Here is a 13,088-nt window from a genome sequence, read left to right on the forward strand (position 1 = left end):
GGCTCGGGACCCTAGCCCGGCGAGGGCCACCTCGCGCGTCGGGAGGACGGCCGGATGTGGACCTGCAGGTGAACGGCCTGAGAAGGGCCTCAGCGACGCCCGACGAACCAGCGCCGGATCCGCTCGACCCGCTCCTGGACCTGCTCGGTGGTCGCCGACGCGAGCTCGGGCCGCCGCACGCCCGGCGCAGGTCCAGGTGGATGGATGCGTGCGCGGCGCCGGTCTTGCTCGAGTACGCGGCGACGAGCTTGTTGAGCTCCTTGCGCTGGGCGGCCAGGGCCCGGTGCTGGGCGACCGGGGTGGGGCCGGCGGGCTCCGGAGGCTTCGCGCGTCCGCCCTTGACCTGCTTGGCCTGCCGCTCGGTGAGCAGCATCGCCACCTGGTCGGGCTCGAGCAGCCCCGGCAGGCCGAGGTAGTCCTGCTCCTCCTCCGAGCCGACGGCCGCGTGCAGGCCGAACTGCTTGGCGTCGAAGAGCACGTGGTCGAAGTGCGCGTCGGACTCCAGCGCCTCGAACCGCGAGTCCTCGAGGTCGAGCGCGGACTCGCTGCGGTTCGCGGCCGCGATCATCCCCTCCTCCTCGGCCCAGAGGGAGGCCTCGTCCTCGGCGCTGCTCGGGCGGTCGAGGGCGTGGTCGCGCTCCTCCTCCATCGTCGCGGCGAGCTGGAGGATGACCGGCACCGACGGCAGGAAGACCGAGGCGGTCTCACCCCGGCGCCGGGCCCGCACGAAGCGCCCGACGGCCTGGGCGAAGAACAGCGGCGTCGAGGTCGAGGTCGCGTAGACGCCGACCGCGAGCCGGGGCACGTCGACGCCCTCGGAGACCATCCGGACGGCGACCATCCACCGGCTCGTCGACTCGGTGAACGCCTCGATGCGCGCGCTGGACCCGGCGTCGTCGGAGAGCACGACCGTGGTCTCCTCCCCCGTCACGGCGGTGAGGATGCGCGCGTAGGCCCGGGCGGCGGTCTGGTTCGAGGCGATGACGAGGCCGCCCGCATCGGGCACGTGCCGCCGGACCTCGGAGAGGCGGGTGTCGGCCGCGGCGAGCACCGACGGGATCCACTCGCCCTTGGGGTCGAGCGCCGTGCGCCACGCGTGGGCCGTCTGGTCCTTGGTGAGCGGCTCGCCGAGCCGGGCGGCGACCTCGTCGCCGGCCTTGGTGCGCCAGCGCATCGCCCCGCCGTAGGCGAGGAAGAGCACCGGACGGACCACGCCGTCGCGCAGCGCGGGGGCGTACCCGTAGGAGTAGTCCGAGGCCGAACGCAGGATGCCGTCCTGGCCCATCTCGTAGCGCACGAACGGGATCGGGCTGGTGTCGGAGCGGAACGGGGTGCCGGTGAGCGACAGGCGCCGGACGGCCGGCGTGAACGCCTCGCGGATGCCGTCGCCCCACGAGCGGGCGTCGCCGCCGTGGTGGATCTCGTCGAGGATGACGAGGGTCGGCTCGTGCTCGGTGCGGCGCCGGTGCAGCCCCGGGTTCGCGGCGACCTGGGCGTAGGTGAGCGCGACGCCGTCGTAGTCGCTCGAGTGCACGCCTGCGGAGTTGGAGAACCCGGGGTTGAGCTGGATGCCGACCCGGCCGGCGGCATCGGCCCACTGGGTCTTCAGGTGCTCGGTCGGCGCGACGACGGTGACCGCGCGGACGATCCCCCGGTCGAGCAGCTCGGTGGCGATCCGCAGGGCGTACGTCGTCTTGCCGGCGCCGGGGGTGGCGACGGCCAAGAAGTCGGTGGCGTCGCGCCCGAGGTAGGCCTCGAGGGCCTCCTCCTGCCAGGCCCGCAGCTTCGCCGCGGTACCCCACGCGGCCCGCTCGGGATAGGCGGGTGGGAGGTGGCCGGCGGCAGAGGTACTCATGGGCGTCGGCCACGATAACCGCCGCCCGGCCGACACACCGAAGGCCCCGACGGAACTCGTCGGGGCCCTCGGGATGTGCTAGCACAGAACGGGGTCCGCGCGGCGCCGGGTCAGGCGCGGTAGGTCGTCCAGAGGCTCTGCGCCCGGGCGATCTGACCGGCCGTGAAGGTGTTCATGCACGAGTCGTCGGTGTAGTCCATGAAGTTCTTGATCGGGTCCACGCCGGACGCGGTGCAGGTGTCGCGACCGGTCGGGCAGCCGTAGGCCGGCGAGGCCTCGGCGGGGGTGTCGCCGACCGAGTCGCCCGAGCCGCTGCAGCCGCCCTGGAACGTGTGGTAGAGCCCGAGCCAGTGGCCGATCTCGTGGGTCGCGGTGTCCCCCTGGTTGTACGGCGCGGCGCTGCCGCCGGGCAGGCTCTCGTCGAGCATGACGACGCCGTCCATCGGGTCGACGCTCGCCTTCGGGAAGGTGGCCCAGCCGAGGAGGCCGCCGCCGAGGCTCGCCGTGTAGAGGTTGAGGTCACCCTTGCCGCCGATGTGGAGGGCGCTCTTCATGTTGCGCTCGGCGGTGGTGCCGTCGGTGATGCCGTTGTACCAGGTGGCGTTGTTCGTGTAGTCGGTGCTCGCCGTCCGGAAGGAGAAGCCGCTGCCGGAGTACGCGCTGTTGAGCACCGAGATCTGGCCGGCGAGCTCGGAGGCGGTGAGGTTGCCGGTGCTGCCGTCGGTGATGACGTGCCAGTGCACGGGGATGACGGTCGCGGCGAAGGCGGCCGCGGGCTTCCTGGCCTGGGTGCGGGCCGCCGTGCCGACGCCCTTGGCCGCCATGTCCCGCTCGAAGCGAGCCGTGAGCTTGGCGGCCTCGGCGTCGCTCAGCTCGTGCGGGTCGGCGCGGTTCGGACCCTTCGCGTGGCGCCCGCCGACGGCGTCGGAGTGGGTCTCGCACTGGGCGGAGGCGGCGGTGTCGGCCGTCATCGGGCGGGCCTGCGAGGCGGTGGCGGGGACGAGGGCTCCGGCGACACCGAGGGTCAGTGCGGCCAGGGCGGTCAGGGAACGAGTGCGCATGGACGTCCTTCCAGGGGCTTGGCCCCACCGGTCGGCGAGGGCACCCGCAGGACGCTAGGCGCGCGGTTGCGTGCCGTCGGTCAGACCCGCGTCAGGGTTGGGTAAGACCTCGGCCTCGCGCGATACGCCCCTCGTCCCGCCCGTGGGTCATCCGGAGTTAAGAAGTGCGTCAAGTCCCGCGGGACCACCCGTGGCGCTCCGGAGGAGGGACGCCTGCGAGTGGCCCGGGGTTCCCTCCGCCGCCCGCCGTTCGAGGTATCCGGCCACCGGATGCGGGGGGCCGAATACCTCCACCCGCTGGAGCATCCATCCGGTCGAGGTGAAAACGCACCACCAGGCGGCCCACCATCACCTCGAACGCGCAGCGTCCACCCGGGAGTCGAGGTGAAAACGCACCAGCAGAGGGCCCACCATCACCTCGAACCGCCGGAGCGGCGCAGACCCTCAGTCGCCGTCCTCCGGCGGGCGAAGACCCTCGTAGATCTCCTTGCAGGTCGGGCAGACGGGGAAGCGGTCGGGGTTGCGCCCGGGGATCCAGACCTTGCCGCACAGCGCGGTGACCGGCTCACCGGACAGGGCGCTCTCGAGGATCTTCTCCTTGCGCACGTAGTGGGCGAAGCGCTCGTGGTCACCGGGCTCGGCGACCTCGGGAACGGTCTCGGTGCGCTCGAGCACGGCCGTCTGCGTCTGCGGGCCGCCGGGCTCGCCCTGCGGGGCGTTCGGGTCGCTGGGCGGCGGCATCGTCTCGCTCATGCGCCCGAGCCTACGCCGGGCCGACCCGCGGCTCAGTTGAGCGTGGGGTCCGGCGGGTACCAGGCCATCCAGCGCAGCGGCTCGCGCTGGCGGCGCAGCACGTGCTGCCACAGGTCGTGGGGGTGGTCGGTGAAGGCGTCGCGCCCCTCCCCCTCGACGACGAACCAGGAGCCCGTCGCGATCTCCTCCTCGAGCTGCCCCGGCGACCAGCCCGCGTAGCCCGCGAAGATGCGCAGCCCGGTGAGCTCGGGGGCGACGAGCACCGGAGGGGTGTCGAGGTCGACGAGGGCCACGCCGCCGAACAGCCGGCGCACTCCCGTGGGGTCGGGCGGGTCACCGGGGACGGCGACCAGCCCGAGCGCGGAGTCGAGCTGCACCGGGCCGCCCTGGAACATCGTCGCCGGGCGGCTGGCGTGCTCCTCCCAGCCGGGCAGGACGGCCTCGATGCCGGCCTCGATCGGCCGGTTGAGGACGAGGCCCTGCGCACCGTCGTCGCCGTGGTGCAGCACGAGGACGACGCTGCGGTGGAAGACGCCCTCCTCGATCTGCGGTGTCGCGACGAGGAGCTTCCCGGTGGCGTGGGAGGGGCTCACGCCCCCATTCTGCCTCCGCGACCGCCGGTGCGGCCGGACCTCGGCGCACCTCCACCACGCTGCTGGGGGCGACCGCCGCGCGGCCCCGACGGGCGTCCGCCGCCGCGACGGGGCGGGGGTTGCCCTCGAGGATCGGGCGCCACACCTCGTCGGGCACCGGGACTCCGGACGGGACGACCCCGCCGAGCGCCGACACGACCGAGTCACCGGGCGCGACCTTGGCGGTGATCGCCTCGGCGCCGGCACCCTCGATGATGCGGGTGACCATCTTGCGCTGGTGCGGGAGCGCGAGCATGACGACCGCGCCCTCCTCGCCGGCGCGGGCGGTGCGCCCGGCACGGTGCAGGTAGTCCTTGTGGTCGGTCGGCGGGTCGACCTGGATGACCATCCCGATGTCGTCGACGTGGATGCCGCGCGCGGCGACGTCGGTGGCGACGAGGACGGGCAGCTTGCCGTCGCGGAAGGCCCCGAGGACGCGGTTGCGCACGTTCTGGGACAGCCCGCCGTGCAGCGCCGCGGCGAGCACGCCGCGGCCGCGCAGCTCGCCGGCGATGCGCTCGGCGCCGAGCTGGGTGCGGGCGAAGACGACCGAGCGACCGGCGCGGCCGGCGAGCTCGGCGGTCAGCGCCTTCTTGTCCTGGGGGTCGATGAGCAGCACGTGGTGGCTCATCGTCGTCACGGCCGCCTGGGCCTCGTCGGTGGAGTGCGTCACCGGGTCGACGAGGTAGCGGTCGACGAGGGTGTCGACGCCGCGGTCGAGGGTCGCCGAGAACAGCAGGCGCTGGCCGCCGTCGGGCACGGCGTCGAGGATCGCGGTGACCTCGGGCACGAAGCCCATGTCGGCCATGTGGTCGGCCTCGTCGAGGATCGCGACCTCGACCCCACCGAGGTCGACCGCGCCGCGGTCCATGAGGTCGACGAGGCGGCCCGGCGTGGCGACGAGCAGGTGCACACCGCGCTGCAGGCTCTTGATCTGCGGCTCGTAGGAGAGGCCGCCGGCGACGAGCCGGTGGGTGATGCCCGTGACGTGCACGAACGGCTCAAGGGCGTCGCTGACCTGCATGGCCAGCTCGCGCGTCGGGACGAGGACGAGCGCCTTGGGCCGCTTCGGCTGCGGGCGCTCCCCCGCGGCGAGGCGGGCGATGGTCGGCAGGCCGAAGGCGAGCGTCTTGCCCGAGCCGGTGCGGCCGCGCCCGAGGACGTCGCGCCCGGCGATGGCGTCGGGGATGGTCGCGGCCTGGATCGGGAAGGGGTCGGTGATGCCGTCGCGGGCCAGCCGCTCGACGATCCGCTCGGGCAGGCCGAGCGCGGCGAAGCCGTTGTCGTCGGTCACCGACTTCGGACCGCCGGCCGAGGCGGAGCGGTAGGTGGTCCAGGTGTCGGCCTCGGCACGCTCGGCCTCGGCGTCCTCGAACGTGCGGGGACGCTCGTCGCGCTCCCACGGGCGGTCGGCGTGCCGGCCCTCGTGGCGGTCGCGGCGCACGGGGTCGGCGACGCGGGGGCGCGGTCGCGCACCGGGCGGTCGCCGCGCTCGCGGCGGGGACGCTCGTCGTGCGGGCGGTGGACGTGGCGCTCGGCGCGGGCCGGGCGCTCGTCGCGGTCGAAGCGCGGACGCTCGGTCCTCTCCTCACGACGCGGACGGTCATCGCGGTCGAACCGGGGACGCTCCGTGCGCTCGACGCGGGGACGCTCCGTGCGCTCCTCACGACGCGGACGGTCGTCCCGGTCGAACCGGGGACGCTCCGTGCGCTCGAAGCGCGGACGCTCCGTGCGCTCCTCACGACGCGGACGGTCATCGCGGTCGAAGCGCGGACGCTCCGTGCGCTCGACACGCGCCGGGCGGTCGGACCGCTCCTCGCGGCGCGGGCGCTCGTCCCGCTCGGTGCGGGCGGGAAGGTCCTCGCGGCGCTCGGCGCGCGAGGGCTTGCCGCCGCGGCGGGGGTCCTCACGGTCCCAGCGCGCGGAGCGCTCGGCGCGGGGGCGCTTGGCGCGCTCCTCGCCGTCGGCGGGACGGCCGGGGCCGGCGGCGGGCCGGCCGGTCTTCGTGACGGCCTGGCCGCGGTGCGGCTTCTTGGGACCCTTGCGCTTCTCCGCCTTCTGGGCAGCGGTCCAGCGGGCCTTGGGCCCGGATGCCTTCTTGGGCATGGGGATGTTCACCTGTTCTCGTCGATCGGCAGACGTTCGGACAGACACGTCGTGAGCCGGTGGCGAAACAGCGAGTACAACGAGTCTCCGGACCAGCTGTGGTCCTGGGCGGCCGGTTCGACCCTGGGGTGTCACCGGCGGTACCGGGTGGGAGTGGGGGGTGGTCGCGGTGTGCGACGGTGGACGCGGCCAGGCGCCCGCCACCTCGGTGGGAGAAGCGAGTTTACCAGCGGGACGAGGGGTCCCGTGACCACCGGGCGCCCAGGCGCAGCCCCACCGCCCGGGCGAGCAGCACCCCGAGACCGACGCCCACGAGGTCGGCGAGGGTGTCGAGCGGGTCGCCGCTGCGGTCGGGCAGCAGCAGGCCCTGCACCACCTCGCTGAGCACGGCGTGCACCGCCAGGGCGCCGACCACCCAGCGGGGCGGCAGCCCGGCGAGCAGCCCCAGCAGCGCCGGCAGCAGGAACACCGTGAGGTGGACGCCCTTGTCGGCCTGCGGGAACGGCAGCGGCCCGGGGTCCGACGGGAGGTACAGGACGACGAGCTGGCCGAGGACGGCGAGGACCAGCAGGACGAGCAGCAGCCGACGCCACCACCCGGCGGCGCGAGCGCGCGAGGTCACGCCTCGGGGTCCCCCGCCTCGGCCCGGGGTCGGCGGCCACGGCCCGGCGCACGGCGTCGGCGACGACGTGCGTGACGTCCGGGTGGAACACGCTCGGGATGATGTACGTCGCGTTGAGCTCGTCCTCGGTGACCACGCCGGCGAGCGCGTCGGCGGCGGCGAGGAGGACGTCCATCGTCACGTGCTTGCTCGCGGCGTCGATGAGCCCGCGGAACACCCCCGGGAAGACGAGCACGTTGTTGATCTGGTTCGCGAAGTCCGAGCGGCCGGTGGCGACGACCGCGGCGTGCCGGGCGGCCAGCTCGGGGTCGATCTCGGGGAGCGGGTTGGCCATCGCGAAGACGACCGAGTCGGGGGCCATCGACTCGACCGCGGCCTCGGACAGGATGTTCGGCGCCGAGACGCCGAGGAAGACGTCGGCCCCGCGCACCGCGTCGGCCAGCGACCCGCTGATGCCGTCGGGGTTGGTGTTCTCGGCGATCCACGCGTGGTTGGGGTGGTGGCCGGAGAGCACGTCGGCCCGCTCCCGGTGCACGACGCCGTCGACGTCGGTGACGACGACGTGTCGCAGACCGGCGTGCAGCAGCAGCTTGAGGATGGCCGTGCCGGCCGCCCCCGCGCCGCTCATGACGAGCCGGACGTCCTCGAGCCGCTTGCCGACCACCCGCAGCGCGTTGCGCAGGGCGGCGAGCGCCACGATGGCCGTCCCGTGCTGGTCGTCGTGGAAGACGGGGATGTCGAGCTCGTCACGCAGCCGGGCCTCGACCTCGAAGCAGCGCGGCGCCGAGATGTCCTCGAGGTTGATGCCCGCGAAGGTCGGCGCGATGGCCTTGACGGTGCGGATGATCTCCTCGACGTCGGTGGTGTCGAGGCAGATCGGGAAGGCGTCGATGTCGGCGAAGCGCTTGAACAGGGCCGCCTTGCCCTCCATGACCGGCAGCGCCGCGAGCGGCCCGATGTCACCGAGCCCGAGCACCGCGGTGCCGTCGGTGACGACGGCGACGGTGTTGCGCTTGATGGTCAGCCGGCGCGCGTCCTCGGGGTTCTCGGCGATGGCCAGGCAGACCCGGGCGACGCCGGGCGTGTAGATGAGCGACAGGTCGTCGCGGGTGCGGATCGGCACCTTCGACTCCACGGTCAGCTTGCCGCCGAGGTGCATGAGGAAGGTGCGGTCGGACACCTTGCCGATCTCGACGCCCTCGACGGTGCGCATCACGGCGACGATCTCGTCGGCGTGGCCGGGGTCGCGGGTGAGCATCGTCATGTCGACGCGCATCCGGGCGTGGCCCGAACCGGTGACGTCGAGGCCGGTGACCACCCCGCCCGCCTTCTCGATGAGGCTGGTCATCTCGCTGACGGCGGTGGGCCGGGCCGGCAGGACGAGGCGGACGGTGACGCTGTTGGCGATCGAGGGCGCGGCGGGCATGGGGTCGATGACACCACGTACCGGCAGGTAGCCCGAATCCGGTCCGTGGTGGGCGCGCCCGCCCGAGCCCTACAGTGACCCGCATGTCGGACCACGTGGAAGTCATCGGCACCGGGACCGCGAGCGCCTCTCCCGACGTCGTCGTCCTCGACGTGCGGGTGGCCGTCGACGCGCGCGACGTCGCCTCCGCGCTCGCCGCGCTCGCCACCCGCCTCGACGCCACCGTCGCGGCCGCCGCCGACCACGGCGTCGCCGAGCACGACCGGCGCACCACCGGGATGGGGGTCTCCCCGCGCTGGGACCGCGAGGGCCAGAGCGTCACCGGCTACACGGCGCACCAGGCCCTGCGCCTGCGGGTGCGCGAGCGGGCCCGGGTCAGCGACGTCATCGCCGCCCTCGCCGGGGCCGCCGGCGACGCCCTCGCCGTCGACAACGTCTCGCTCGAGGTCGCCGACCCCTCGCCGCTGCTCGTGCGGGCCCGGGCCGCGGCCTTCGCCGACGCCAGCACGCGGGCACGCCAGTACGCCGACCTCGCCGGCCGCTCGCTCGGCCCGGTGCTCGCCCTCAGCGAGGTCGGCCCGGACAGCGGACCGGCGCCGATGCCGAAGATGCGGTTCGCCGCGATGGACGCCGGCGGCGGGGTGCCGGTCGAGGGCGGCGAGTCCTCGGTCAGCGCCGGCGTCGTCGCCCGCTTCGCCCTGGGTCCCGCGTGAGCTGGGTCGACGCGCTCGGCTGGTTCGGGTCGGCCCTGCTCGTCTTCTCGCTGCTCCAGGCGCGGATCCTGCGGCTGCGCGTGCTCAACACCGTCGCCTGCGTCATCCTCACGGTCTTCAACGCGGTTCTCGGCGTCTGGCCGATGGTTGCGATGAACGTCGTGCTCGCCGGCATCAACCTCTTCTTCATCGCCCGGATGGTCCGCGAGCGCGGCGACGACCGCGCCTACGCCGTGCTCGCCGTCCGGGAGGACGACTCCTACCTCGGCCACTTCCTCGCGGTCCACGGCGCCGACATCGAGCGCTTCTTCCCGGACTTCGCCGCCGCCCCCGCCGACGGCCGCTCGACCTACCTCGTGCAGCACGGTGACGAGACCGCCGGCGTCATCGCGGTGCGCGACGCCGGCGACGGCACCGCGCAGGTCGAGCTCGACTACGTGACACCGCGGTTCCGCGACTTCGCCCCCGGCGAGTTCGTGTTCCGTCGCTCCGGCCTGTTCCGCGACCGCGGGTACGCCCGGGTGCTCACCGCGCCCGGGATGGTCGCGCCGTACTACGACCGGCTCGGCTTCACGCGCGACGGCGACCGGTACCGCCTCGAGCTGGCCTGAGACCCCCACCACTTCACCGCCCGGCATACCCCCTTGGGTACTACGATCTCCTACTACATGACGTAGTATTTGGTCTGCGCGACCACGAGGAGGCGAGTACCGTGACCGACTTCGTCCGGGACTTCGAGACCGGTTCGATGGAGGAGAAGGACCTCCTCGGCGGCAAGGGGGCCAACCTCGCCGAGATGACTCGCCTCGGCATCCCCGTGCCCCCCGGGTTCACCCTGACCACGGACGCCTGCCGCCACTACCTCGCGACCGGGTCGGTGCCGGACGGCCTCTGGGACGAGGTGGCCACCCACGTCGCTGCCCTCGAGGCACGGACGGGCCGCCGGCTCGGCGACCCTGTCGACCCGCTGCTCGTCTCGGTCCGCTCGGGTGCGAAGTTCTCGATGCCCGGGATGATGGAGACAGTCCTCGACATCGGCCTCGGCGACCGCTCGGTCGACGGCCTCGCCGCGCAGATCGGCGACCCGCGGTTCGCGTGGGACTCCTACCGGCGCCTGGTCCAGATGTACGGCAAGACCGTGCTCGGTCTCGACGGCGAGCGCTTCGAGGACGCCCTCGACGCCGCGAAGGCGGCCAAGGGCGTCACGGCCGACGTCGACCTCGACGCCGACGACCTGCGCGCCCTGGTCGCCACCTACACGGCGGTCGTCGCCGAGGACTCCGGCGCGCCGTTCCCCCAGGACCCGGGCGAGCAGCTGCGCGGCGCGGTGCTGGCCGTGTTCCGTTCGTGGAACTCCGACCGCGCGGTCCTCTACCGCCGCCGCGAGCGCATACCCGCCGACCTGGGCACCGCCGTCAACGTGCAGGCCATGGTCTTCGGCAACCGCGGTGCGACGTCCGGCTCGGGCGTGGCCTTCACCCGCGACCCCGCGACCGGCGCGCCCGGCGTCTACGGCGACTACCTCCAGGACGCCCAGGGCGAGGACGTCGTCGCCGGCATCCGCAACACCCTGACCCTCGCCGACCTCGAGCGCCTCGACCGACCCTCCTACGACGAGCTGCTCGCCATCATGGCCCGGCTCGAGGGCCACTACCGCGACATGTGCGACATCGAGTTCACCATCGAACAGGGCCGGCTCTGGATGCTCCAGACGCGCGTCGGCAAGCGCACCGCCGCGGCCGCGTTCCGCATCGCCGTCGACCTCGTCGACGAGGGCGTCATCTCCGAGGAGGAGGCCCTCCTGCGGGTCACCGGCGGCCAGCTCGCGCAGCTGATGTTCCCCCACTTCGACCCCACCGGCGCCCGCTCGCTGCTCGCGACGGGCATGAGCGCCTCGCCCGGGGCGGCGGTCGGCGCGGCCGTCTTCGACTCCGACACGGCCGTGCGGATGGCGGCCGAGGGCACCCCGGTCATCCTCGTGCGCCGCGAGACCACCCCGGACGACCTGCACGGCATGGTCGCCGCGGCCGGCATCCTCACCAGCCGCGGCGGCAAGACGTCGCACGCCGCGGTCGTGGCCCGGGGCATGGGCCGCACCTGCGTGTGCGGCGCCGAGACCCTCGAAGTCGACACCCGCGCCGGACTGTTCACGACGCACGACGGCACCGTCGTGCGCCAGGGCGAGGTCCTGTCGATCGACGGCTCCACCGGCGAGGTCTTCCTCGGCGAGGTGTCGGTGCGCCCTTCCCCCGTCGTCCGCTACTTCGAGGGCAGCGCGTCGGTCGACGAGGGCGGCCCGGTGGTCGCGGCCGTCGACCGGCTGATGTCGGTCGCCGACAAGCACCGCCGGATGCAGGTGCGCGCCAACGCCGACACCGCCGAGGACGCGGCCCGGGCCCGCCGCTTCGGCGCCGAGGGCATCGGGCTGTGCCGCACCGAGCACATGTTCCTCGGCACTCGGCGCGAGCTCGTCGAGCGGCTCATCCTCGCCGAGGGCCCGGCGGACCGGCAGGCCGTCCTCGACGAGCTGCTCCCGTTGCAGCGCAGCGACTTCGTCGAGATCTTCGAGGCGATGGACGGCCTGCCCGTCACCGTCCGGCTGCTCGACCCGCCGCTGCACGAGTTCCTCCCCGACTTCACCGAGCTCTCGGTCAAGGTGGCCGTCGCCGAGGCCACCGGGGCGCCGCACGACACCGACTCGCTGCTGCTGCTCGCCGTGCACCGGCTGCACGAGGAGAACCCGATGCTCGGGCTGCGTGGGGTGCGCCTCGGCATCGCCATCCCGGGGCTGTTCGAGATGCAGAGCCAGGCGGTGCTCGAGGCCGCGGCCCTGGTCAACGAGCGCGGCGGGCACGCCCGCCCGGAGATCATGGTCCCGCTCGTCGGGGCGGTCGAGGAGCTGCGGGCCATCCGCACCGAGATCGACGACGCCGCCGACCGCGCGCGGCGCAAGCACTCGGTCCCCCTCGAGCACCTCGTCGGCACGATGATCGAGCTGCCGCGGGCCGCGCTCACCGCCGGGGCGATCGCCGAGGCGGCCGACTTCTTCTCGTTCGGCACCAACGACCTGACCCAGACGACGTGGGGCTTCTCGCGCGATGACGTCGAGTCGAGCTTCTTCTCGCGCTACATGGAGGCCGGCATCCTCGGGGTCTCCCCGTTCGAGACCATCGACCCCCAGGGGGTCGGACGGCTGGTGCGGATCGGCACCGACGAGGGCCGGGCCGCCAAGCCGGGGCTGAAGGTCGGGGTCTGCGGCGAGCACGGCGGCGACCCCGAGTCGGTGCGCTACTTCGAGGAGCGCGGGCTCGACTACGTGTCGTGCTCGCCGTTCCGGGTGCCCGTCGCCCGCCTCGAGGCCGGCCGCGCGGTGGTCGGCGGCTGACCCGGACGGACGGCGAACGGCCCGGCCCCTCGTGAGGGACCGGGCCGTGGCTCGACGGCGTGGGAGTGCACCGTGTGGTGGAGGTGGCGGGAATCGAACCCGCGTCCACTGACGGCAGCCCAGGGCTTCTCCGGGTGCAGTGCGCTGTGGATTTTCTCGGCCCCGGGGCTCGCGCGCACACGTTCCCCGACAGGCCCAGCCGAGTGGGAGTCCCGCGTCGCCCCTCGGCATGACGACGCAGCAAGATCTCTAGCTGACGCTGGTGACTAGGCCGAGATCGAGCCTAGGCCAACGGACTTCGGGCTCGCTCAGGCGGCGAGGGCGAAGTCGGTGCGCTTGGAATCGGCACCTATTGGTTTGCACGGAGCGTTGTACGAGATGACCGTGCGTCCTCGACCCGCTTCCCACTGGACATCCGACCAATGTCGAAACCGATCACCCCCGTGAGGGGGCCACTCCCACGCTGTTGAGTTGTCCGCCGGGCCGTCGCATGACGTCCCGGACCGCCAGTATGCCGTCCAACGCACGGGCCGCC

At 73.6% G+C, this 13,088-nt stretch carries 7 protein-coding genes, 1 other RNA gene and 3 pseudogenes; 3 read left to right on the plus strand and 8 right to left on the minus strand.

All coding sequences use genetic code 11. From position 1 onward, the window contains the following. Positions 1–89: 89 nt before the first annotated feature. The 7 genes and pseudogenes from G7075_RS09910 to G7075_RS09940 form a co-directional block, all read right to left on the minus strand. A pseudogene (locus tag G7075_RS09910) lies at positions 90–1,855 on the minus strand (DEAD/DEAH box helicase). Between the two features lie 110 nt (positions 1,856–1,965). Beyond that, positions 1,966–2,916, minus strand: a complete 951-nt coding sequence (locus G7075_RS21990) for a zinc metalloprotease (RefSeq protein WP_166121458.1) — start codon at positions 2,914–2,916, stop codon at positions 1,966–1,968. Between the two features lie 444 nt (positions 2,917–3,360). Next, positions 3,361–3,669, minus strand: a complete 309-nt coding sequence (locus tag G7075_RS09920) for a DUF3039 domain-containing protein (RefSeq protein WP_166121460.1) — start codon at positions 3,667–3,669, stop codon at positions 3,361–3,363. A 32-nt stretch (positions 3,670–3,701) separates the two neighbouring features. Beyond that, positions 3,702–4,601 carry a YqgE/AlgH family protein gene (locus G7075_RS22730; RefSeq protein ID WP_371814233.1) on the minus strand — a complete coding sequence of 300 codons (900 nt, stop codon included), beginning with the start codon at positions 4,599–4,601 and terminating at the stop codon, positions 3,702–3,704. A 34-nt stretch (positions 4,602–4,635) separates the two neighbouring features. Next, a pseudogene (locus tag G7075_RS09930) lies at positions 4,636–5,595 on the minus strand (DEAD/DEAH box helicase); the annotation flags it as partial. Then, positions 5,592–6,419: a hypothetical protein gene (locus G7075_RS09935; protein WP_166121464.1), complete on the minus strand. Its 828-nt coding sequence runs from the start codon at positions 6,417–6,419 to the stop codon at positions 5,592–5,594. The pseudogene G7075_RS09930 and the gene G7075_RS09935, both read right to left, overlap by 4 nt. 638 nt (positions 6,420–7,057) lie before the next feature. Then, positions 7,058–8,455 (minus strand): annotated as a pseudogene (locus tag G7075_RS09940) (NAD-dependent malic enzyme); the annotation flags it as partial. Between the two features lie 83 nt (positions 8,456–8,538). Here G7075_RS09940 and G7075_RS09945 point away from each other — a divergent pair. The 3 genes from G7075_RS09945 to ppdK all read left to right on the plus strand — a co-directional run bounded on the left by G7075_RS09945 (position 8,539) and on the right by ppdK (position 12,553). Further along, complete coding sequence (locus tag G7075_RS09945) at positions 8,539–9,168, plus strand: SIMPL domain-containing protein (protein WP_166121466.1); 630 nt, start codon at positions 8,539–8,541, stop codon at positions 9,166–9,168. Beyond that, positions 9,165–9,779 (plus strand): YgjV family protein, encoded by a 615-nt coding sequence (locus tag G7075_RS09950; RefSeq protein ID WP_166121468.1) that lies wholly within the window; start codon positions 9,165–9,167, stop codon positions 9,777–9,779. The genes G7075_RS09945 and G7075_RS09950 overlap by 4 nt, the downstream gene beginning before the upstream one ends. 101 nt (positions 9,780–9,880) lie before the next feature. Further along, positions 9,881–12,553: a pyruvate, phosphate dikinase gene (ppdK, locus tag G7075_RS09955; RefSeq protein WP_166121470.1), complete on the plus strand. Its 2,673-nt coding sequence runs from the start codon at positions 9,881–9,883 to the stop codon at positions 12,551–12,553. A gap of 75 nt (positions 12,554–12,628) precedes the next feature. On the opposite strand, the gene ssrA is transcribed toward ppdK, so the two are convergent. Next, positions 12,629–12,996: a transfer-messenger RNA gene (gene ssrA, locus G7075_RS09960) on the minus strand. Positions 12,997–13,088: the final 92 nt, after the last annotated feature.

It is taken from the genome of Phycicoccus sp. HDW14 (genome assembly GCF_011383005.1).
Lineage (GTDB): Bacteria > Actinomycetota > Actinomycetes > Actinomycetales > Dermatophilaceae > Phycicoccus.

Excerpts from the sequence above, each read along its gene's own strand:
- G7075_RS09945 (WP_166121466.1), top strand. The coding sequence starts at position 8,539 with ATGTCGGACCACGTGGAAGTCATCGGCACCGGGACCGCGAGCGCCTCT.
- G7075_RS21990 (WP_166121458.1), bottom strand. The coding sequence starts at position 2,916 with ATGCGCACTCGTTCCCTGACCGCCCTGGCCGCACTGACCCTCGGTGTC.
- G7075_RS09920 (WP_166121460.1), bottom strand. The coding sequence starts at position 3,669 with ATGAGCGAGACGATGCCGCCGCCCAGCGACCCGAACGCCCCGCAGGGC.